Genomic DNA, 22187 nt, shown 5'->3' on the forward strand with positions numbered 1-22187 from the left:
ATCACAAGTGGTCGACCCGGAACGATGGAGGCGACGGTGTCCGACGAGCGGCCCGCTCAGGAGAGCCCGGCCACCTTCCGCGACGTGTTCGGCCAGTCGGAGTTCCGCGCGCTCTTCGCCGCCAACGTCCTGTCCTGGGTCGGCGACTATCTCGCCAAGGCCGCGGTCACCGTGCTCGTGCTGCACGAGACGCGGTCGGTCGCGCTCTCCGCCGCCGCGTTCGCGGCCAGTTACCTGCCCTGGTTGATCGGCGGCCCACTGCTGTCGGCGCTCGCCGGGCGGCACCGCTACCGCCGGGTGATGGTGCTCTGTGACCTGATCCGGATGGCGCTGATGGTGCTCGTCGCCATGCCCTTCATGCCGGCCTGGGCGATCATCGGCCTGATCTTCGTGGCGACGCTGGCCAACCCGCCGAGCCAGGCGGCACGCTCGGCGCTGCTGCCACACATCCTCACCGGCGACCGGCTGGTGGTGGGCCTCACCGCCTCCACAAGCGCGGTGCAGGCCGCCCAGGTCGTCGGCTACCTGGCCGGCGCGACCATCGCGGTGCTGAACCCGAGCACCGCCCTGCTGATCAACGCCGGCACGTTCGCGTTGTCGGCCGCGCTGGTCCGGTTCGGCCTGCGGGACCGCGCTCCGGCGACCGCCGGGGCGCACCGCGGCCACCTCCTGCGGGAGACCGCCGAGGGTTTCCGGATCGTCTTCGCGCGGCCGGTGCTGCGCGCGATCGCGGTGCTGGTGTTCAGCGCCATGGTCTTCTCGATCGTCCCCGAGGGGCTCGCCGCCGGCTGGGCCGCCGAGCGGACCGGCGGCGGCATGAACGCCGGCACCGCACAGGCGGTCATCATGGCCGCGAACCCGGTGGGATACGTCCTCGGCGGGCTGGTGATCGGGCGGCTGGTCGGCCCGGCCCGCCGGCTGGCCCTGATGCCGGCGCTGGCGGTCGCCGCGCCCGCGGTGCTCGTGCCCGCGCTCCTCGATCCACCGCCGGCCGTGGTGGCCCTGTTGGCCGGCGCGTGCGGCTTCGCGGTCGGCGGGATCCTCCCGTTGTCGAACGGCCTGTTCATGCAGGCGCTGCCGGACGGCTACCGGGCCCGGGCGTTCGGGGTGATGGCCAGCGGCACCCAGATCATCCAGGGCGCTTCGGTGCTGGCCACCGGCGCGCTGGCCGAGCGGTTCCCCATCCCGACGGTGGTCGGGTTCTGGAGCGCGGCAGGCGTTCTCCTCATGCTCGTCGCGGCGGTCACCTGGCCCCGTCCGGCGGCGATCGAGGCGGCCGTCCAGAGCGCGCGGGCGGAGTCGGTCGTCGGGAGCCAGCACCCACCGCACCGGGGGCCGGGCGCGGACGACCGGGGGCGGGAGCCCGCCCGACGCCGGCACGCGGTGACGTGACCGCCACCGCCCGGCGGGCGGGCGCGGGTGGCGGGTCGCACCTGGCAGGATGGACGTGTGACTTCCCCAGGCGAGTCGATGACGCTCTTCGAGGCGATCGGCGGTGAGCCCGCCTTCCGCAAGCTGGTCGACGAGTTCTACGCCGGCGTCGCCGACGACCCGCTGCTGCGGCCGATGTATCCGGAGGAGGATCTGGGCCCGGCGGCGGACCGGCTGACCCTCTTCCTCATCCAATACTGGGGCGGCCCGCGGGACTACTCGGATCAGCGCGGGCACCCGCGGCTGCGGATGCGGCACGCCCCGTTCCGGATCGGCGCCGCCGAGCGGGACGCCTGGCTGCGCCACATGCGGCACGCGGTGGCCACGTTGGACCTGCCGCCACAGCTCGCCGCCACGCTCTGGGACTACCTGGAGCGGTCCGCCTACTTCATGGTGAACGCGGAGGACGACCCGGCCGCCGGCTGACCGGCGGCCGGCGCGGGCTCAGAGCAGGGCGCCCTCGTCGTGCAGCCAGTCGACGAACGTGGTGGCCACCGCGGCGCCGCAGTCGAGCATCTCGACCAGCAGCGCGTCGTGGGTGCCCGCGCCGAGCGGCACCTGGAGCTCGGCGTAGATGGGCAGTTGGCCACGCTCGGTCGGGTCGCCGATGTACGCCTTGCAGAACCGTCGGGTGTGGTTCCACTCGTTGACCACCCGGTAGGCCCGGTCGGCCCAGTCCGGCGGCACGGTCGCGTGCGGACGGGCCCGCATCACCAGGATCTCGTCCTCCGGACCCTCGAGCGCGACGAGCACGGCGTGCCGCTCCCACATGGCCAGCAGGTTGCCGTCGCCGTCGGCCAGGTAGCGCACGTCGAGCAGGTCGAGCGCGTCGCGGACCCGGCACAGGGTGACCGGAGCGACGGTGGCCGGCATGTCGGTGATGACCTGCCGCTCGGGCGCCGCCGCGTCGTCACCCGGCTGGCGTGGGGTCGGTGGCCCGACCCGGACGGGTTCGTCCACTGTGGTCCCGCTTCGAGTATCCGGATCGCCGCCACCGGCGGGACCGGGGCGCCATGACCACCACGGCATCGCTCGCGCACCTCACTCCCCAGCGGATCCAGTCGCCTACGGTGCGTTGGATCCGAGGATGGACGGTACCCGGACAGCCGGCAGGAGGCACCCCCCCAACGACCGCCCCAGCCCGGAAGAACGATGTCGGGTCATCCGTTCGGATGAATTCGGGTAGGCGTGAGTGCAAGATCCGCGACGGTACGCGACCACGCTGCCCCGTACGGCCCGACCAGCCCGACCCAACGGCCGACCGCCCGCACCTGAACGTCACCGGTCCCGACGAAGCCCATCCGCACCACGCCCTGCACCAACCGCTGCGACACCTCCACCGGCGTACCCGGTTCCTCGTCCGGGGTCACCACCACCGCGACGTGGTCCAGCAGCGCGTCCCGCAGCGCCCGCTGGCCGACCGCCCGGCCGGCCACCCCGTGCGTGGCCGCCTCGCGCAGCGTCCCGGCCGCCGCGTCCGAGATCCGGCGCAGCTCCGCGCCGGGAAGCACCTCCACGGGTCGGCTGGCCGGCGGCGGCAGCGGCCAGCGCCAGCCGTCGTCGCGCCGTCGCGGCAGCGTCGCGCCGCCGGCGGAAAGTTCGGCGAGCAACTCCCCCGCGGCGACCGTGGCGTCGCCCGGCGCGCCGCCGGGCACGGTGCGCACCACGAGCACCCCCCAGGGCAGGCGCGCCCAGAGGGCGGTGCGGCCGGTGCCGGGCACCGGCCGCAGCCGGACCAGGGCGGCCGGGTCGAACCGGACCAGCCGGGCGAGGAAGGCGCCCGCGTCGGCCACCCCGGTCAACCCGTGCCCGGCCCCCGGCCCGGTCATCCGGCCAGCCCGGGGGCGTAGCGGAGCAGGAAGGCCCGCTCCTCCGGGGAGATCCGGCGCAGCCGTTGCGCGGACAGGTCGAACGGCACGAGCACCGACCGGGCGGTGCCGGCCAGCGTGTCCCCGTCGTACATCTCGTAGGCGACCGCGAAGGACCCGGCCCTGATCTCGTCGACCCAGAGCTCGATCCGCACGGTCGGCGCCGCGTCCGCACTGGCCCGGCCCAGCGCGTAGTCGACCGGGCGCAGGTAGTCGACCTCGTGCCGGCGGATGACCACCCCGTCGGCGAACGAACCCACCCCCCACGCCCGGCCGCCGGCGAACATCATCGCCACCCGGGCCTCCTCGTAGAGCGTGAGGATGCGGGCGTTGTTGACGTGGCCGTACGCGTCCAGGTCGGACCAGCGCAGCGCGCAGTGGTAGACAAACCGGTCAGACAAGGGTCAGCACCGGTCAGTCACGGGTGAGCTTGCGGTAGGTCACCCGGTGCGGACGCGCCGCCTCGGCGCCGAGCCGGTCGATCTTGTTCTTCTCGTACGCCTCGAAGTTGCCCTCGAACCAGAACCACCGCGACGGGTCCTCGTCGGTGCCCTCCCAGGCCAGGATGTGGGTGGCGACCCGGTCCAGGAACATCCGGTCGTGGGAGATGACCACGGCGCAGCCGGGGAACTCCAGCAGCGCGTTCTCCAGGCTGGAGAGCGTCTCCACGTCCAGGTCGTTCGTCGGCTCGTCGAGCAGGATGACGTTGCCGCCGATCTTGAGCGTCAGCGCCAGGTTGAGCCGGTTCCGCTCGCCGCCGGAGAGCACCTTGGTCGGCTTCTGCTGGTCCGGCCCCTTGAAGCCGAACGCGGCGATGTACGCCCGGGACGGCATCTCGACCTTGCCCACCATGAGGTGGTCCAGCCCGTCGGAGACGACCTCCCAGACGCTCTTGTCGCCGGCCAGGCCCGCCCGGTTCTGGTCGACGTAGGACAGCGACACGGTGGGGCCGACCTTGACCTCGCCGCCGGTCGCCTGCTCCAGCCCGACGATGGTCTTGAACAGCGTGGTCTTGCCGACGCCGTTGGGGCCGATGATGCCGACGATGCCGTTGCGCGGCAGCGAGAACGACAGGTCGTTGATCAACACCCGGTCGCCGAACGCCTTGGTCAGGCCGTGCGCCTCGATGACGGTGCTGCCCAGACGCGGGCCCGGCGGGATCTGGATCTCCTCGAAGTCGAGCTTGCGGGTCTTCTCCGCCTCGGCGGCCATCTCGTCGTAGCGGTCCAGGCGGGCCTTGGACTTGGTCTGCCGCGCCTTGGCGTTCGACCGGACCCACTCCAGCTCCTCGGAGAGGCGCTTCTTCATCTTGGCGTCGCGGCGTCCCTCGACGGAGAGCCGGGCGGCCTTCTTCTCCAGGTAGGTGGAGTAGTTGCCCTCGTACCCGATGGCCCGGCCGCGGTCCAGCTCCAGGATCCAGCCGGCCACGTTGTCGAGGAAGTACCGGTCGTGGGTGATGGCCAGGACGGTGCCGGCGTACTTGGCCAGGTGCTGCTCCAGCCACTGCACGCTCTCCGCGTCCAGGTGGTTGGTGGGCTCGTCGAGCAGCAGCAGGTCGGGCGCCTCCAGCAGCAGCTTGCACAGCGCCACCCGGCGGCGCTCGCCGCCGGAGAGCTGGGTCACGTCGGCGTCCGGCGGCGGGCAGCGCAGCGCGTCCATGGCCAGTTCGAGCTTGGAGTCGATGTCCCAGGCGTCGGCGTTGTCCAACTCCTCCTGGAGCCGGCCCATCTCCTCCATCAGCTCGTCGGAGTAGTCGGTCGCCATCTGCTCGGCGATCTTGTTGAACCGCTCCAGCTTCGCCTTGGTCTCGGCGACCGCCTCCTCGACGTTGCCGAGGACGGTCTTGGCGTCGTTCAGCGGCGGTTCCTGCGCCAGCATGCCGACGGAGTAGCCGGGCATCAGCCGGGCCTCGCCGTTGCTCGGCCGGTCCAGCCCTGCCATGATCTTGAGGAGGCTGGACTTGCCGGCGCCGTTCGGACCGACCACACCGATCTTGGCGCCCGGCAGGAAGTTGAGCGTCACGTTGTCGAGCACGACCTTGTCGCCGTGCGCCTTGCGCGCCTTGTCCAGGACGTAGATGAACTGGGCCACGGTGCGGGCTACCTCCGTCGGTTGCGATCGTGGGCTGGCGGGCTGCGGGCGCGGGCTTCGACCTCCACCCGCCGCCGCCGGCCGGGAGCCGGCCGCACGCACGCCGTCGTCAATCCTGACAGGTACGGCCCGCCACGCCCACATCACCCCACCCCAGCAGAGGTACGGCGTGGCGCATTGCGCCCCTCGATACTACTCACTAACCTCTTCGGTATGACCAAAAAGATCGCGATCAGCGTCCCGGACGACGTGGCCGCGCGGTTGGCCGACGAGCCCAACGTGTCCGCGTTCGTCACCGAGAGCGTGCGACAGCGGATGGCGGGTGAGCGCACCCGGCGAGTGCTGCGAGAGGTCGGCTTCCGGCTCACCGAGGACGGGCTCGCCGAGGCGGGTCGCGCACTCGACGAGGCGCAGGCGAAGATCACGCCGGAGCTACGCGCCCGGGCGGCAACCCTGCTGAGCGAGTCGTCCCGCGGACGGCTGGCCATCCGTGACTAAAGCCGGTCTGGTGCTCGACACCGCGTGCCTCCTGGCCTACTCCGAAGGCGCCGAGGCGGTCGGTGGGCAGCTCGCCAAGGTGGCGGACCGGGGGCAGTCGGTGATCGTTCCCGCACTCTGTCTGGCCGAGGCGTACCGCCGGGTGAGCACCGACGGCTGGCGCCTCCTGGACATCCTCGGTGACCTCGGCCAAGTGGTCGTCGCGCCCGTCGCGCACGACATGTGCATGTTCCTGGGCGGCTGGTCGCGCACCCTGGACAGCATGGACCTCGCCCAGACTGCCCTGGAGGCCGCTCGGGCGACCACGCCGATCATGACGGATCGGCGGGAGCTGATCGGTGAGGTGCTGCCGAAGGAGTGGCCGATCATCGACCTGTGAGAACCACCGGTGTCGACAAGATCACCATCAGGATTCGGCGGGCTCGGGACGGGTAGTGGAGTCCGGCACGGGGGATCAGACGCCGCAGCTACGCTCAGTACGCTCATCGCGGTGGACCCGTCAGCACCCGGAGGTGGCCGATCGTGACCGTCCGTAGCTCCTTTGTCGTAGTGGCCAACCGCTTGCCGGTCGACGAGGTGAGCACCCCCGAGGGTCGGCAGTGGCGGCGCAGCCCGGGCGGCCTGGTGACCGCGCTGCACCCGGTGCTCGCCGAACACAAGGGCACCTGGGTCGGCTGGGCCGGTGGCACCGGCGCCGCACCCGAGCCGTTCGACCTGGAGGGCATCCGGCTGCACCCGGTGCCGTTGAGCGCCGAGGAGTTGGAGCGCTACTACGAAGGCCAGTCGAACGCGACGATCTGGCCGCTCTACCACGACGCGGTCGAGACACCCGCCTACAAGCGGCGCTGGCGCGAGGCGTACCGGCTGGTCAACGCCCGGTTCGCGGAGGCCGCGGCGGACGTGGCGGCCGAGGGCGCCACGGTCTGGGTGCAGGATTACCAGCTCCAGCTCGTCCCGTCGATGCTGCGCGAGCTCCGGCCCGACCTGAGGATCGGCTTCTTCCTGCACATCCCGTTCCCGCCGATCGAGCTGTTCATGCAGATGCCGTTCCGGGCCGAGATCCTGCGCGGCCTGCTCGGCGCGGACCTCGTCGGTTTCCAGCAGCGGCTGGCCGCGCAGAACTTCGTCCGGCTGGCCCGGCACCTGCTCGGCCTGCGCTACGAGGGGCAGATGATCCAGGTCGACGGTCGGCAGGTGAAGGCCGGCGCGTTCCCCATCTCGATCGAGACCCGGGAGATGGAGCGGCTGGCCGAGGATCCGGCGATCCAGGCCCGGGCCAAGCAGATCCGCGAGGAGCTGGGCAACCCGAAGACGATCATCCTGGGCGTCGACCGGCTCGACTACACCAAGGGCATCGAGCTACGACTCAAGGCCTTCCGCGAACTTCTTGCTGACGGAAAGTTGACAGTTCCGGACGCGGTTATGGTGCAGGTCGCCACGCCCAGCCGTGAGCGCGTGGAGCACTACCAGGCACTTCGGGTGAAGGTGGAACGCGAGGTTGGCCGGATCAATGGCGAATTCGGCCGGGTCGGCGTGCCGGCGGTGCATTACCTCCATCAGTCGTACAGTCGCTCCGAACTGGCCGCGATGTACGTCGCGGCCGACGTGATGATGGTGACCCCGCTGCGAGACGGAATGAATCTGGTGGCCAAGGAGTACGTCGCATCGCGCGCCGACCAGGGCGGCGCGCTCGTGCTCAGTGAGTTCGCCGGCGCCGCCACCGAGCTGCGCCAGGCGTTCCTGTGTAATCCGCACGACCCGGACGCGGTGAAGGACGCGTTGCTCCGGGCCGTGCACATCGAGAAGCCCGAAGCCCGTCGTCGGATGCGCGTCATGCAGCGCCATCTGCGCAGCCACGACGTGGGCCACTGGGCCAAGTCCTTCCTCAGCGAGCTCGGTGTCCCCGATACGGAGGCTGCGTGACCCCGCCCGCCGCCGCCACCGCACCCGGTGGCGTGCTCGACCCGGAACTGCGCGCCGCCATCGGCCGCATCGCCCGGATCCCCCAACTCCTCGTCGCCTGTGACTACGACGGCACGCTGGCGCCGATCGTCGAGGACCCGACCAAGGCCGTGCCGCTGCCCGAGTCGGTGGCCGCCGTACGCGCCCTGGCCTCGCTGCCGCAGACAAGCGTGGCGGTGGTCTCCGGACGCGCGCTGCGCGACCTGGCCACACTCTCCCGGCTGCCGAGCGAGGTGCACCTCGTCGGCAGCCACGGCTCGGAGTTCGACATCGGTTTCGTCGAGCGCCTCACCCCCGAGCTGATCGCGGTCCGGCACCGGCTCCGCCAGGAACTGCGGGACATCGCCGCCGCGCACCCCGGGGTCCGCCTGGAACGCAAGCCGGCGAGCGTGGCCGTACACACCCGGGGGGTTGACCCGCAGATCGCCGCCGCGGCCGTGGAAGCGGTCCGCAACGGCCCCGCCACCTGGGACGACGTCACCGTCACCCAGGGCAAGGAGGTGATCGAGCTGTCGGTGGTGGCGACCCACAAGGGCACCGCGGTCGACCAGCTCCGCACCCAGCTCGCGGCCGGCGCGGTGCTGTTCATCGGCGACGACGTCACCGACGAGAACGCGTTCGGCAACCTCCAGGGGCCGGACGTCGGCATCAAGATCGGCCCCGGGGACACCCAGGCCGACTACCGGGTGGCCGAGCCGATCGAGGCGGCCCGCGCGCTGGGGCTGCTGCTGGAGACCCGGCGGCACTGGCTCTTCGGCGAGCGGGCAGTGCCGATCGAACGGCACTCGATGCTCGCCAACGGGCGCACGGTCGCGCTCGTCACCCCGGAAGCCAAGATCACCTGGCTGTGTCACCCGAAACCGGACTCGGCGGCCATCTTCGCCGACCTGGTCGGCGGCAGCCCGGCCGGGCACTTCACGGTCGGCCCGGAGCGCGGCGGCATCCCGCTGGGCCAGCGCTACCGCAGCAACACGATGACCGTGGAGACGCGCTGGTCCGGCCTGACCGTCACGGACTGGCTGGACCTGCCCGTCCGCCAGACCACGCCGGACGACCCCGCCGTGGTCAGCGGCGACTCGACCCTGGTCCGGGTGCTCAGCGGCACCGGTCGGGCCCGCGTCGAGTTCGCGCCGCGCCCCGAGTTCGGCCAGGTCGCGGTGCAGCTCCAGCCGCTCGACGACGGGCTGCTGGTGCTCGGCTCCAACGAGCCGGTCGCGCTGCACTCCCCCGGCCTGGAGTGGGAGGTCACCAACGACGCCGGGTACGAGACCGCGAAGGCGGTGGTGGATCTCTCCGCCGTCGGCGGGCAGGTGGTGCTGGAGCTGCGCTTCGGCACGCAGAGCCTGGAACCGCACCGGGTGCCGATCCACGAACGGCAGGCCGCCGCCGAGCAGCCCTGGAAGGACTGGGTGGCCTCGCTGCGGCTGCCCGCCACCGCCCGGGACCTGGTCGCCCGCAGCGCGCTGACCCTGCGCGGGCTCTGCCACGAGCCGACCGGCTCGATCCTCGCCGCGGCGACCACGTCGCTCCCCGAGGAGCTGGGCGGGGTCCGCAACTGGGACTACCGCTACTGCTGGCTGCGGGACGCGGCGATGACCGCCCGGTCGCTCGTCGACCTCGGCTCCACCGAGGAGGCCGAAGGGCTGCTGCGCTGGATCGACGGCGTGGTGGAGCGCACCGGCGGGCACCCGGAGCGGCTGCACCCGCTCTACACCGTCGACGGTTTCGAGCTGGGCGCCGAGGCGGTCATCGACACGCTGCCCGGCTACGCCGGCTCCCGGCCGGTCCGGGTCGGCAACCTCGCCAACCACCAGCTCCAGCTCGACGTCTTCGGCCCGGTGGCCGACCTGATCGCCGCCGTGGCCGACGCCCGCGGCTCGGTCCGGGACGACGAGTGGCGGGTGCTGGAGAACATGGTCGAGGCGGTACGCCGCCGCTGGCACGAGCCCGACCACGGCATCTGGGAGGCCCGCCTCCCACCCCGGCACCACGTGTTCTCCAAGGTCATGCTCTGGATGACGGTCGACCGGGCGCTGCAAGTGGTGCGCCAGCACGGCGGCGAGGACCGGCCGGAGTGGGTCGAGCTGCGCGACCGGATCGGGGCCAACGTGCTGGAGCACGGCTGGCACCAGGACGTGGAGGCGTACAGCGTCGCGTACGGGCACGACGAGATGGACGCCTCGTCGCTCTGGATCGGCCTGTCCGGCCTGCTCCCCGGCGACGACCCGCGCTTCCTCTCCACCGTGCTCAGGATCGAGGCGGACCTGCGCAGCGGCCCGGTGGTCTACCGCTACCACTGGGACGACGGCCTGCCCGGCCGGGAGGGCGGCTTCCACATCTGCACGGCGTGGCTGATCGAGGCGTACCTGCGCACCGGCCGCCGCACCGACGCCGAGGAGCTGTTCGCCCAGATGGTCGACACGGCCGGGCCGACCGGCCTGCTACCGGAGCAGTACGACCCGCTGGCCGAGCGCGGGCTGGGCAACCACCCGCAGGCCTACAGCCACCTCGGGCTGGTTCGCTGCGCGCTGCTGTTGGACAACATGCTCAAGCAGTAGCCGAGAACGTGACGCGGCCCGGGACCACCACGGTTCCGGGCCGCGCCGCGTTTCACCGGGTCAGCGCGTCCACCACGTCGCCGACGACCACGATCGCCGGTGGGCGGAACGCGGCGGCCTCGACGTCGGCGGCGACCGAGGCGAGCGTGGAGCGGAGCGTGCGCTGCGCCGCCGTGGTGCCCTCCTGGATCACCGCGACCGGGGTGTGCGGCGGCTTGCCGTGCGCGATGAGCGTGGCGGCGATCGCGGCCAGGTTCTTCAGGCCCATCAGGATCACCAGGGTGCCGCGCAGCCCGGCCAGCGACTCCCAGTGGACCAGCGAGGCCGGCGCGTCCGGCGCGACGTGGCCGGAGACCACGGTGAACTCGTGCGCCACCGCCCGGTGGGTCACCGGCACCCCGGCCACCCCGGGCACCGCGATCGCGCTCGTCACCCCGGGCACCACGGTCACCGGCACGCCCGCCTCGGCGCAGGCGAGCAGTTCCTCGCCGCCCCGGCCGAAGACGTACGGGTCGCCGCCCTTGAGCCGGACCACGACCCGGCCGGCCCGGGCGCGGTCCACCAGGATGCGGTTGATCTCCTCCTGGGCGCGCGACGGCCCGTACGGGATCTTCGAGGCGTCGACCAGCTCGACGTCCGGCCGCAACTCGTCCAGGAGCAGCCCGGGGACGAGGCGGTCGGCGACCACCACGTCGGCCTCGGTGAGCAGCCGCCAGCCCTTCACGGTGATCAGCTCCGGGTCACCCGGCCCCGAACCCACGAGCGCCACCCGCCCGCCGGAGGTGTTAAGCGGGGCCCCCTCCTCTACCGAATCCGTTAACCGGGGCCCCTTCCTTGCGCTGAGGAGGGTGCGGATGGCGTCGCGGACGCGCGTCGCGCGGCGGGGGTCGCCGCCGCCCAGGACGGCCACCGTGACCGGGCCGTGCCGGGTCACCGCGGGCGTCCACGCGCTGGCCGCCACCCGGTCGTCGGCCCGGACGCAGAAGATCCGGCGCTCGGCGGCGGCGGCACTTACCGCCGCCGCGGCGGCCCGGTCGTCCACCGCCACCTGCACCAGCCAGGCGCCGTCCAGATCAGCGGCGGCGAACCGGCGCGGCTCCCAGCGCAGCCGCCCGGCGTCGGCGTGCGCGCGCAGCGCCGGGGTCAGCTCGGGCGACACCAGCAGCACGTCCGCGCCGGCGTCCAGCAGCGCGGGCACCCGCCGGGTGGCCACCGCTCCCCCGCCCACCACGACCACCCGCCGGCCGGCCAGCCGCAACCCCAGGGGGTACGGGCTCGGCCCGCTCACTTCTCGGCCACCCCGGCCGCGTCGAACGTGGCCACCTCGTGCAGCACCCGGACCGCGCCGGTGACCACCGGCAGGGCGAGCAGCGCCCCGGTCCCCTCGCCGAGCCGCAGCCCCAGGTCGATCAGCGGGTCGAGCCCGAGGTGCCGCAGCGCCACCGTGGCGCCCGGCTCGGCGCTGCGGTGCCCGGCCACCATGGCGCCCACGGCGTCCGGCGCGAACGCGGCGGCGGCGAGCGCGGCGCTCACCGCGATCACGCCGTCGAGCAGCACCGGCACCCGGCGCGCGGCAGCGCCGAGGATCAGCCCGGCCAGCGCGGCGTGCTCCAGCCCGCCGACCGCCGCGAGGACACCGAGCGGGTCGGCCGGGTCGGGCGCGTGCCGCTCCAGCGCGGCCCGCACCACGTCGACCTTGCGGGCGTACGTCCCGTCGTCCACTCCGGTGCCCCGGCCGGTCGCCGCCGCCGCGTCCACGCCGGTGAACGCGGCGACGAGCGCGGCGGCCGGGGTGGTGTTGCCGATGCCCATGTCGCCGGTGAGCAGGATGCCCGCGCCGGCGTCGACAAGTTCGCCGGCGATCCGGATGCCGGTCTCCACCGCCGCCCGGGTCTCGTCCCGGGTGAGCGCGGCGGTGACCGTCAGGTCCCGGGTGCCGGCGCGCACGTTCGCCGCCACCAGGCGCGGCCCGACCGGATCGGCGGGCGTCGCCACGAGATCGGCGGGCGCGAGCGGGGTGGCCACGCCGACGTCCACCACGGTGACCGAGGCGCCGGCCTGCCGGGCGAACGCGTTGACCACCGCGCCGCCGGCCAGGAAGTTGCCGATCATCTGGGCGGTGACCTCCTGCGGCCACGGGCTGACGCCCTGGGCGTGCACCCCGTGGTCGCCCGCGAAGATCGCCACCGCAGCCGGCCCGGGCAGCGGCGGCGGGCAGGCCCCGGCCAGCCCGGCCAGGCGCTCCGAGAGCGGTTCCAGGGCGCCGAGCGAGCCGGGGGGCTTGGTCAGCCGGCCCTGGAGCTCGCGGGCCGCCGCCATGGCGGTCTCGTCCAGCGGCCGGATCGCCGCGACGGTGGACTCCAGCATCATGCCTCCAGGATCCGTGCCAGCGTGTCGATGAACGCGTCGGTGGTGGCCGGGTCGCGCACCGCGATCCGGAGCCAGTCCGGCCCGAGGCCGGGGAACGTGTCGCCCCGGCGTACCGCCCAGCCCTGCTCGCGCAGGCGGTCCCGCACCGCCGCGGCGCCGGGGGTGTGGATCAGGACGAAGGCGCTTGCCGGCTGCCCCGCCACGCGTACCCCGGGCAGGCCGGACACGCCGGTGACCAGGTGGTCGCGGTCGGCGGCGAGTGCGGCGGCGATCGCGCGTTCGGCCGCGACGGCGACCGGCGCGGCGCATGCGGTGGCGGCGGCGAGCGCCGGGGTGGAGACGGCCCAGAGCGGCTGGGCGGCGGCGAACCGGGCCAGCAGCCCGGCGTCGCCGAGCAGGTAGCCGATCCGCAGCCCGGCCAGCCCCCAGGTCTTGGTGAGGCTGCGGACCACCACGAGGCCGGGCAGGTCGCGGCGGGCGGCGAGCGACTCGGGCTCGCCGTCGACGCCGGGAGCGATCGTGGTGTCGGCGAACGCCTCGTCCACCACGAGCACCCGGCCGGGGCGGGCCAGCGCGGCGATCGTGTCCGCCGGATGCAGCACCGACGTCGGGTTGGTGGGGTTGCCGATCATCACCAGGTCGACGTCGGCGGGGATCCGGGCCGGGTCGAGGCGGAACCCGTCGGCCGGGTCGAGCAGCACCCGGTCCACCCGGTGGCCGGCGGCGCGCAGGGCGGCCTCCGGCTCGGTGAACTGCGGGTGCACCACGACCGGGTGGCGGGCGTCGCGCAGCGCGCGGGCGATCAGCACGAAACCCTCGGCCGCGCCGGCGGTGAGGAGTACCTCCTCCGGGGGTCGCCCGTGTCGATGACCGACGGCGGCGCGGGCGGGCGCCGGGTCCGGGTACGCGGCCAGTTCGCCGAGCGCGGCGGTGAGCGGGTCGGCCAGCCAGTCGGGCATCGGCGCGCGGCGCACGTTGACGGCCAGGTCCACCAGGCCGGGCGTGGCCTCGGCGTCCCCGTGGTGGCCCAGATCCGGCTCGGCGGGCGCGTTGGGCGCAGCGGGCCCGCCGGGCTCGGCAAGCTCGGCGGGCTCGGCCGGGTCGGTGGGTGTCGCGGGCGCGGCGACGGTCCCGGTCGGAGTTGCGGGCATGACCGCGATCCTGCCGGGAAGCCGCCGCCCGGGACAGCGCATCCGGGCGTGCGTCGCGTCACGGCCCACCCGTTTATGAATTCTTCTCATTTCCGAATCGGAAATGTCATAGCTTGACCCAGTGAGCAACCGACCCCTTGCCTCTGCTGGTCGTGCCGTGCCCCTCCTACGCGCCGGGCTGATCGCCGGCATCGTCGTCGCCGCCGCGATGTACCCGCTGGCCGCCGCTACCGGCATCGGCGCGAAGGCCACCGCGCACGCCGTGCAGCAGAAGACGAGCATCCTCAAGACCGCCCTGCCGGCCGAGACCTCGTACGTCTACGCGCCCGACGGCCGGACCGTGCTGACCATGTTCTACGAGGAGTACCGGCAGTACACCAAGATCGAGAACATGTCGCCGAACATCCAGCAGGCGATCGTCGCCGCCGAGGACAACCGCTTCTACCAGCACCACGGCGTCGACCCGAAGGGCGTGGCGCGCGCCTTCGTCTCCAACGCCCGCTCCGGCGGCGTCTCCCAGGGCGCCTCCACGCTCACCATGCAGTACGTCCGGATGGCCCTGCGGGACAGCGCCAGCACCCCGAAGGAGGTCCAGGAGGCCACCCAGCAGACCAGCCTGCGCAAGGTCAAGGAGATGCGCATGGCGCTCGACATCGAGAAGCACCTGACCAAGGACCAGATCCTGGAGCGCTACCTCAACTCGGCCTACTTCGGCCACCGCGCGTACGGGATCTACGCCGCCTCGCAGATCTTCTTCTCGAAGACACCCGCCACGCTCAGCCCGGTCGAGGCCGCCACGCTGGCCGGGCTGGTCAAGTCCCCGTCGGAGTACGACCCGATCACCTCCGACCAGAAGGACGCCACCGGCCGGCGCAACTACGTGCTGGACAACATGACCCGCCTCGGATACCTGTCGCCGGACGCCGCCGCGTCGGCCAAGGCCCAGCCGATCACGCTGAAGCTGACCGACCCGCCGAACGACTGCGCCGCGATCGACGGCGCGCACCGGAGTTGGGGCTTCTACTGCGACTACCTGAAGAACTGGTGGAGCGCGCAGCCCGCGTTCGGCGAGAACCGCCTGGAACGGATGGACAAGCTGCGTCGCGGCGGCTACCGGATCGTGCTCGCGATCGACCCGAAGACCCAGGCGGCGGCCGAGAAGAACGTGGGCGCCAAGGACAACACCGGCAGCCCGTTCGCCAACGGGATCGTGGTCGCCGAACCCGGCACCGGGCGGATCAAGGCGATGGCGGTGAACCGGAACTACTCGCTGGACCTGGCCGAGAACCCGAACAGCTCGAACCCGGAGGCCGGCCCGAAGGTCAAGGCGAACTATCCGAACACGGTGGCGCCGCTGCTCGGCGGCGGGACGCTCCCCGGCTACCAGGCCGGCTCGACGTTCAAGATGTTCCCGATGCTCGCCGCGCTCAACGCCGGGATGCCGCTGTCCACCGCGTACGACTCGCCGTACAAGTACCAGTCCGCGGTCTACGACGGGTGGGCGCCGTCGAACGCCAGCGCCGCGATGACCGGCCGGCAGACCATGTGGTCCGGGTTCGGCAAGTCGGTGAACACCTACTTCGTCCAACTGGAGGAGAAGGTGGGCGCGGACGCCGGGGTGCGCCTGGCCGAGCAGTTGGGGCTGCGCTGGCGCACCGACGTGGACAAGGAGCAGGCGTCACCGGGCAAGGCGAAGAAGTGGGGCGCGTTCACGCTCGGCGTCTCCGACGCCACCCCGCTGGAGATGGCGAACGCGTACGCGGCCGTGGCGGCCGACGGGCGCTACTGCGAGGCGATCCCGGTCAACGCGATCATGAACCGGGACGGCACGCCGGCCACCTGGTCCACCCCGGGTGGGGTGCAGCGGGAGGTGGCCAAGCCCCGGTGCCGTCAGGTCGTGAGCGCCGACGCCGCCCGGGCGGCCACCGACGCGGCGCGCTGCCCGACCGGCGACACCCCGGCCAAGGGGAGCTGCGGCGGCTGGTCGACGGCGGACAGCGTCCGGAAGACGGTCGGCCGGCCGGTCGCCGGCAAGACCGGCACCACGGACAGCACCCGGTCGGCGTGGTTCGTCGGCTACACGCCGGAGCTGGCGGCGGCGAGCTTCATCGCCGATCCGGACAATCCGTTCAACGCGGTGGGCGACGGCCAGTCCCAGGTCCCGGTGAACGCGGTGGCGCAGACGCTGCGCGACGCCCTGAAGGGCCAGCCCACCCGCCAGTTCACCCCGCCCTCCGACCAGATCGTCGGCTGACCTCTCGGTCTGCCCGGGGGTGCGCCCGGGTCAGTTGATCAAGGAGTTTGCGTCCGGGACCACCTGATCCCCGACGCGAACTCCTTGATCGACGTCGCCGCCCCGGGCGGGCGGCCGGGCGGGGTCAGGCTGGGGTGGGGGTGGGGGCTGCGGCGGCGGTTGCCAGGCGGTGGGCGATGCCGGGGAGCGCGGCCCAGTGCGGCACGAGCTGGGAAGCGTGCACGGCCTGGCGCACGAAGCCCTCCGGGGTGCCGCCGCCCCACTGCCACGCCGGCCGGTCACCGGCCCGCGGGGTGAGCACGGCCGCGTGCTGCTTGTGCCCGGTCACCGTGACGCCCGCCGGCGCCACCACGCTGCCGGTGACCGCGGTCGCCTCCCGGTAGCCGACCACCAGGCCGTCCCGGACCGTGCCGACCGCGTCGAGCACCCCGCACATCGGCTGGCCGTCCAACTCCCGGGCCAACCAGAGCAGGCCCGCGCCCTCGGCGACCACCGGGCGGCCCGAGCGGGCCAGCTCGGCCACCGCGATGCAGAGCCGGCGGTTGGTGGAGAGCTGCTCCGCGTACGCCTCCGGAAGCCCGCCACCGACGACGAGCGCGCGGGTCCCAGCGGGCAGCGCCTCGTCGCGCAGCGGGTCGAGCGTGACCACCTCGACCCCGGCGGCGCGCAGCAGCTCGGCGGTCTCCGGATGGCTGTAGCTGCCGGCCGGGCCGCCGGCGAGCGCGACCACCGGCCGCTCGGCGGACGTGGCCGGCCCCTCCGCCGGCTCCGGCGACCAGGGCTCGACGGTCAACGCGGGCGCCGAGCGGGCAAGCGTCAGCAGCCGGTCCAGGTCGACCGTGGCGGCCACCGCCTCACCGAGGCGGCGCACCCCGCGCTCGGCCTCGGCGTCACCGCGCACCACAGGCGCCGTGCCGTGCCGGCGGGCCGGCAGCACCGGGGGCAGCTCGTGCCGGCGCAGCGCGCCGTAGACCGGCACCCCGACGTCGTCGAGCGCCTCGCGCAGCAACGTCTCGTGTCGCGGCGAAGCCACCCGGTTGAGGATCACCCCGCCCAGCCAGAGCTGCTCGTCGTACGCCCGGAAGCCGTGCACGAGCGCGGCCACCGACTGGCCCATCGCGGCCACGTCCACCACAAGCACCACCGGGCTGCGCAGCGCGGTGGCGACGGCGGCGGTGGACTCGCTCTCCGGCCGACCGGCGACCGAGTCGTAGAGCCCCATGGTGCCCTGGACCAGCGCGAACCCGGCCCCGGCCGCGCCGTGCGCGAAGAGCGGGGCGATCCGCTCCGGGCCGACCAGCCGGGGGTCGAGCGTGCGGCCGGGACGGCCGGCGGCCAGCCCGAGGTACGCCGCGTCCACCTGGTCCGGCCCGACCTTGAACCCGGCCACCGCCAGCCCTCGGTCACCGAGGGCCGCGAGCAGGCCGAGGGAGAGTGCGCCGGTGCCGTGCCCCGAGGAGGGCGCGCTCAGCACGACGCGCGGCACGTCGGTCATCATCGACTCCTGGGTCCCGGGGATTTCCGCCCGCGTGACCCTACCCGCCCGGTGCGGTCTACGCGGTCCGCCCGCCGTCGCTTTCCCGCCCGGCCGCGGAAGTGTGCCCGCTCATACGGGTAGCCTTGGCAACCGTGTACCGGTTCCTGCTGACCCCGCGCTGGCTCGGCTACCTGGCGCTGACGCTGGTGGCCGCCGCGGTGATGGTGTTCCTCGGCAACTGGCAACTGGACCGCTACCACGGCCGGACGGCGATCAACGACCGGATCGACGCCGGCGCCACCATGACCCCCGCGCCGCTGCGTGACGCCCTGCCCGCGCCGGCCGGCGGCCCGGGCAGCGTGGGCCCCGCCCCGGCCGAGCGGCTCACCTGGAGCCGGGTCACCGCCACCGGCCGCTACGACAGCGCCAACGTCGTCCTGGTCCGCGGCCGGACCGTCGACAGTACGGTCGGCTTCGAGGTGCTGACCCCGCTGGTCCTGGCCGACGGCAGCGCGGTGCTCGTGGACCGCGGGTGGATCCCACCGGTCCCGGGCGGCGCCGCGACCGTCCAGCCCGCGGTGCCGGCGGCGCCCACCGGCGAGGTGACCGTCACCGGCCGGGTGGTGGGCAGCGAGAGCGGCGGCGGTGGCGTCGCCCGGCGGGACGGCAAGCTGGAGGCCCGGCGGATCGACATCGCCCGCCTGGCGAAGCAGTTGCCCTACCCGGTGACCGGCGGATACGTGCTGCTGGACGGGCAGACCCCGGCCGCCGACCCGGCCTTCCAGGCGGTGCCGATCGGGCACACCAACAACTGGCAGAACTTCGGCTACGTGTGGCAGTGGTGGATCTTCGCGGTGATGAGCCTGGTCGGCTACGGCTGGGTGGCGCGCCGGGAGGCCCGCCGCCGCGCCGGCCTGGACGGCCCGCGCGTGCCCGTGGACCGCGCCGCCGATCCGGTGGACCGGGCCGCTTCGCCGGCAGACCGGGCCGCTTCGCCGGCGGAGCGGACGGCTTCGCCGGTGGGCAGTGCCGCAGAGCCGGCGGACCAGGCCGCCGAGCCGGCGGAGCGGCTCAGCCGGTGACCCGGCCGGCGTGGATCGCCCGGACCGCGTCGATGGTGTCCGCCTCGGCGGCGGTCTTGTCGTCCCGATAGCGCACCACCCGGGCGAAGCGCAACGCCATCCCGCCCGGGTAGCGGCTGCTCGTCTGCACCCCGTCGAAGGCGATCTCGACCACCTGCTCCGGCCGCACCCGCACCACCCAGTCGCCCTTCTCCACGGCCAGCGACAGGAACCGCTCGGTCTGCCAGCGCAACAGCTCGTCGGTCAGCCCCTTGAACGTCTTGCCGAGCATGACGAACTCGCCGGTGCCCGGATCGCGGGCGCCGAGGTGCAGGTTGGACAGCCAACCCTGACGCCGGCCGCTGCCCCACTCGACGGCGAGCACCACCAGGTCGAGCGTGTGCCGGGGCTTCACCTTGACCCAGGCCGCGCCGCGCCGCCCCGCGTCGTAGGGCGCGGCCGGGTCCTTCACCACGACGCCCTCCTGGCCGGCGTCGACCGCGGCGGCGAACGCCGCGCCGGCCTGCGCCGCGTCGGCCACCTCCACCCGGCCGACGAGCAGCGCCGGGTCGACCGCGCGGGCAAGCGTCGCCCACCGCTCCCGCCCGGGCAGGTCGATCAGGTCGGCGCCGTCGAGGTGCAGCAGGTCGAAGAAGTACGGCGTGAGCACCGGCTCGCCGGCCCGCTCGGCGGCGGCGAGCACGGCGGGCGCGACCGGGCTGCCGCCGGTGGTGCTGGGCGTGGTGCGCCGCGCCGCGTGGCTCGACGTCTGCTGGAACGGCAGCGGCCGGCCGGCGGCGTCCAGCCCGATCGCCTCGCCGTCGAGCACCAGCTCGCGGGCGGGCAGCGCGCGGACGGCGGCCACCACCTCGGGCAGCCGGCCGGTGATCTCGTCGAGGCTGCGGGTGAAGACCGCGATGTCCGCCCCGGAGCGGTGCACCTGGATGCGGATGCCGTCGAGCTTGACGTCGACCACGGCCGGCGCGCCGGTGGCGGTGAGCGCCTCGTCGACCGTGGGCGCGCTCTGCGCCAGCATCGGCGCGAGCGGACGGCCCACCTGGAGCCCGAACCCGGCCAGCGCGGCAGCGCCGCCGGTGAGCGCCGCGCCCGCCACCGCCCGCAGGTCACCGGCGAGCAGCAGAGCCCGCCGGACCGCCGTGACCGGCACGTCGGCGGCCCGGGCCACCGCTTCGGCGAGCAGGCCGGCCTGGGCGCCCTGGCGCAGCTCGCCGCGGAACAGGCCGGCCAGCAGGCGCTGCTCGTCGGCGGTCGCCGCGGCGAAGAGCCGGCCGACCAGCTCCCGCCGCCGGGCCTGCGAGCCGGCACCGGCGACCCGGGAGATCTCGTCGACCGCCGCGTCGACCGCGCCCACGGTCAGGGTCGGCACGGCCGCCGGTGGGGGCAGGTCACGCAGCCCCGCCCAGCCCACACCGGTCTGCCGCTGCCGCAGCTCACCGGCGAGGTAGCCGGCGCCGGCCGGGATCTCGGTCGGGTCGAGCCCGCGCAGCGCGGCGGCCAGCAGCTCCACCTTGGCCCGCCGGCCGCCGGTGGCGCCGACCGCGGCCGAGGTGGCCGCCAACTCCGCGAAACGCACGCCCACATCCTGCCAGTCACCTGCGACAACCCGGGCGCTTCCGGCAACCCGCGCGGGTGCGGGTCCGTGGAGTCGGGCCGAGATCTTGGTACGAAACGGCCCCTCCTGGGGCACTTTCGTACCAAGATCTCTGGCGGTCCCGGCCGGTCAGGCCGAGACCGGCTCCTCGACCCGCAGGCCGCGCCCGCGCACCCCCTCGGCGACCCGGGTGAGCAGCGCGTCGAGCGTGACCAGCGTGGCCGAGAGCTCACCGAGCTGTTCCTTGAGCGTGGCCTCGGGCCACGCGGAGACGTCGACGTCCCCCAGAGCACGGACGGCGGCCTGGAGCCGCGCCATCTCGTCGTTCGTACGCATGTTCGAAAGGCTATAACACCCGGCCGGTCGACACGCCGCAAACTCCGACATCCGTCCCGAAGTTACGGTTCTGACACCTCACGTGTCGGTGTCGGACGTTAAGCGGGGCCCCCGCCTATGCAGAATGCGTTAAGCGGGGCCCCCGCCTTACACCTCCGCCACCTTGGCCAGCAGCAACGCCTCGGCCAGGCAGACCCGGGCGAACTCGCCCAGGTGCAGGCTCTCGTTCGGCCCGTGCGCCCGGGCGTGCGGGTCCTCCACGCCGGTCACCAGGATCGCCGCCTGCGGGAACATCTCCTGGAACGTGGCGATGAACGGGATCGAGCCGCCCACCCCGATGTCGACCGGGTCGGTGCCGTCCCACGCGGCCCGGAACGCCGCCCGCGCCGCGTCGAACATCGGCCCGCCGGCGTCGATCACGCAGGGCGCGCCGTCGTGCTCGAACGTCACCGTCACCTGCGCGCCCCACGGCGCGTTCCGCTCCAGGTGGGCGGTGAGCGCGGCGTACGCCTTCTTCGGGTCGTCGCCCGGCGCCAGCCGTACGCTCAGCTTCGCCTTCGCGGCCGGGACCAGCGCGTTCGGCGCCTCCCCGGTGGCCGGCGCGTCGATGCCGAGGATCGCCAGCGCCGGCTTGGTCCAGAGCCGGTCGGTGATCCGGCCGGTGCCGAACAGCCGCGCGCCGTCGACCAGGCCGGCCTCCGCGCGGAACCGGTCCTCCGGGTAGTCGACGCTCGCACCCGCGCGCCCGGCCAGCCCGTCCACCGCCACGTCACCGGCGTCGTCGTGCAGCGTGCCGAGCAGCCGCACCAGCGCGGTGAGCGCGTCCGGCACTGCGCCGCCGAACATGCCGCTGTGCACCGCGTGGTCGAGCGTGCGCACCTCCACGAAGCAGTTCACGATGCCGCGCAGCGAGGTGGTCAGCGCCGGGACCCCGACGTCCCAGTTGGTGGAGTCGGCGATCACGATGACGTCCGAGGCCAGGTCGTCACGGTGCTCGGCGAGCAGCCGCTCCAGCGAGTCCGAGCCGTACTCCTCCTCGCCCTCGACGAACAGCACCACGCCGACCGGCAGCCGGTCGCCGTACGCCCGCAACGCGGCCACGTGCGCCATGATGCCGGCCTTGTCGTCGGCCGCGCCCCGGCCGTAGAGGCGGCCGTCGCGCTCCACCGGCTCGAACGGGTCGGACTCCCACAGCGCCAGGTCGCCGACCGGCTGCACGTCGTGGTGGGCGTAGAGCAGCACGGTGGGCGCGCCGGCCGGGGCCGCCTTCGTCCCGATCACCGCCGGCTGGCCGCCGGAGCGGACGATCCGGGTGTCCAGGCCGCAGCCGCGCAGCAGTTCCGCCACCGCCTCGGCGGAGCGCTCCACGTGCGAGTGGTCGAAGCCCTCGAAGGCGATGCCCGGGATGCGGACGAGTCGCTCCAGGTCGGCACGGACACCTGGTAGTTCGCGCGCGACGGCGGCCCGTACCTCGGACTCGGAGATGATCGGAGTGGTCATGACCGGAATCGTATGCCG

19 protein-coding genes are annotated in these 22187 nt (G+C 73.8%); 8 read left to right on the top strand and 11 right to left on the bottom strand.

Annotated elements, in window-relative coordinates; translation table 11 throughout:
- Window positions 1-24 precede the first annotated feature (24 nt).
- Together O7613_RS19215 and O7613_RS19220 are read left to right on the top strand one after the other, a co-directional pair.
- The gene (locus O7613_RS19215; RefSeq protein WP_282289495.1) at window positions 25-1392 is read left to right on the top strand and encodes an MFS transporter; all 1368 of its coding nucleotides are present in this window, start codon (window positions 25-27) and stop codon (window positions 1390-1392) included.
- A gap of 78 nt (window positions 1393-1470) precedes the next feature.
- Window positions 1471-1857, top strand: a complete 387-nt coding sequence (locus O7613_RS19220; RefSeq protein ID WP_281590121.1) for a globin — start codon at window positions 1471-1473, stop codon at window positions 1855-1857.
- 18 nt (window positions 1858-1875) lie between these two features.
- On the opposite strand, the gene O7613_RS19225 is transcribed toward O7613_RS19220, so the two are convergent.
- From O7613_RS19225 to ettA, 4 genes are all read right to left on the bottom strand, one after another.
- Window positions 1876-2460, bottom strand: a complete 585-nt coding sequence (locus O7613_RS19225; protein WP_281587041.1) for a YbjN domain-containing protein — start codon at window positions 2458-2460, stop codon at window positions 1876-1878.
- A gap of 131 nt (window positions 2461-2591) precedes the next feature.
- Window positions 2592-3260: a hypothetical protein gene (locus tag O7613_RS19230; protein ID WP_282289496.1), complete on the bottom strand. Its 669-nt coding sequence runs from the start codon at window positions 3258-3260 to the stop codon at window positions 2592-2594.
- Window positions 3257-3700, bottom strand: coding sequence for a thioesterase family protein (locus O7613_RS19235; RefSeq protein ID WP_281587039.1), 444 nt, complete (start codon window positions 3698-3700; stop codon window positions 3257-3259). Before O7613_RS19235 ends, O7613_RS19230 begins: the two co-directional genes overlap by 4 nt.
- A gap of 13 nt (window positions 3701-3713) precedes the next feature.
- On the bottom strand, window positions 3714-5390 hold the full coding sequence (ettA, locus tag O7613_RS19240) for an energy-dependent translational throttle protein EttA (protein ID WP_281587038.1): 1677 nt from the start codon (window positions 5388-5390) through the stop codon (window positions 3714-3716).
- Window positions 5391-5603: 213 nt separating this feature from the next.
- Here ettA and O7613_RS19245 point away from each other — a divergent pair, with 213 nt between their 5' ends.
- The 4 genes from O7613_RS19245 (at window position 5604) to otsB (ending at window position 10408) form a co-directional block, all read left to right on the top strand.
- Entirely contained in the window at window positions 5604-5888 is a 285-nt protein-coding gene (locus O7613_RS19245; RefSeq protein WP_281587037.1) for a hypothetical protein, read from the top strand.
- Entirely contained in the window at window positions 5881-6267 is a 387-nt protein-coding gene (locus O7613_RS19250; RefSeq protein ID WP_282289497.1) for a hypothetical protein, read from the top strand. Before O7613_RS19245 ends, O7613_RS19250 begins: the two co-directional genes overlap by 8 nt.
- Before the next feature lie 143 nt (window positions 6268-6410).
- The gene (locus O7613_RS19255) at window positions 6411-7811 is read left to right on the top strand and encodes a trehalose-6-phosphate synthase (protein ID WP_281587035.1); all 1401 of its coding nucleotides are present in this window, start codon (window positions 6411-6413) and stop codon (window positions 7809-7811) included.
- Entirely contained in the window at window positions 7808-10408 is a 2601-nt protein-coding gene (otsB, locus tag O7613_RS19260) for a trehalose-phosphatase (protein ID WP_281587034.1), read from the top strand. Before O7613_RS19255 ends, otsB begins: the two co-directional genes overlap by 4 nt.
- A 52-nt stretch (window positions 10409-10460) precedes the next feature.
- Here the strand turns inward: otsB and cobA are convergent, their stop codons facing one another.
- From cobA to cobC, 3 genes are read right to left on the bottom strand one after another with little or no spacing between them, the layout of a single operon-like run.
- Window positions 10461-11696: a uroporphyrinogen-III C-methyltransferase gene (gene cobA / locus O7613_RS19265; RefSeq protein WP_282289498.1), complete on the bottom strand. Its 1236-nt coding sequence runs from the start codon at window positions 11694-11696 to the stop codon at window positions 10461-10463.
- A complete protein-coding gene (gene cobT, locus O7613_RS19270) occupies window positions 11693-12775 on the bottom strand; it encodes a nicotinate-nucleotide--dimethylbenzimidazole phosphoribosyltransferase (protein WP_281590120.1) in 1083 nt (360 codons plus the stop codon). Before cobT ends, cobA begins: the two co-directional genes overlap by 4 nt.
- Complete coding sequence (gene cobC, locus O7613_RS19275) at window positions 12775-13929, bottom strand: Rv2231c family pyridoxal phosphate-dependent protein CobC (protein ID WP_282289499.1); 1155 nt, start codon at window positions 13927-13929, stop codon at window positions 12775-12777. The genes cobT and cobC overlap by 1 nt, the downstream gene beginning before the upstream one ends.
- Window positions 13930-14050: 121 nt before the next feature.
- Here cobC and O7613_RS19280 point away from each other — a divergent pair, with 121 nt between their 5' ends.
- Window positions 14051-16183, top strand: coding sequence for a transglycosylase domain-containing protein (locus O7613_RS19280; RefSeq protein ID WP_282289500.1), 2133 nt, complete (start codon window positions 14051-14053; stop codon window positions 16181-16183).
- Between the two features lie 124 nt (window positions 16184-16307).
- Here O7613_RS19280 and O7613_RS19285 read toward each other — a convergent pair whose 3' ends face one another.
- Window positions 16308-17678, bottom strand: a complete 1371-nt coding sequence (locus O7613_RS19285; protein WP_281587030.1) for a cobyrinate a,c-diamide synthase — start codon at window positions 17676-17678, stop codon at window positions 16308-16310.
- Window positions 17679-17812: 134 nt separating this feature from the next.
- Between O7613_RS19285 and O7613_RS19290 the strand changes: the two genes are divergently transcribed.
- A complete protein-coding gene (locus tag O7613_RS19290) occupies window positions 17813-18742 on the top strand; it encodes an SURF1 family cytochrome oxidase biogenesis protein (protein WP_282289501.1) in 930 nt (309 codons plus the stop codon).
- On the opposite strand, the gene O7613_RS19295 is transcribed toward O7613_RS19290, so the two are convergent.
- The 3 genes from O7613_RS19295 to O7613_RS19305 all read right to left on the bottom strand — a co-directional run bounded on the left by O7613_RS19295 (window position 18732) and on the right by O7613_RS19305 (window position 22169).
- Complete coding sequence (locus O7613_RS19295) at window positions 18732-20315, bottom strand: ATP-dependent DNA ligase (RefSeq protein ID WP_282289502.1); 1584 nt, start codon at window positions 20313-20315, stop codon at window positions 18732-18734. The two genes, O7613_RS19290 and O7613_RS19295, sit on opposite strands and share 11 nt — an antisense overlap.
- 147 nt (window positions 20316-20462) lie before the next feature.
- The gene (locus tag O7613_RS19300; RefSeq protein ID WP_091069481.1) at window positions 20463-20669 is read right to left on the bottom strand and encodes a hypothetical protein; all 207 of its coding nucleotides are present in this window, start codon (window positions 20667-20669) and stop codon (window positions 20463-20465) included.
- Window positions 20670-20816: 147 nt separating this feature from the next.
- Complete coding sequence (locus O7613_RS19305; RefSeq protein ID WP_281587028.1) at window positions 20817-22169, bottom strand: dipeptidase; 1353 nt, start codon at window positions 22167-22169, stop codon at window positions 20817-20819.
- Window positions 22170-22187 lie beyond the last annotated feature (18 nt).

Origin of the sequence: Micromonospora sp. WMMD975, from assembly GCF_029581215.1 — a bacterium.
GTDB lineage: Bacteria > Actinomycetota > Actinomycetes > Mycobacteriales > Micromonosporaceae > Micromonospora.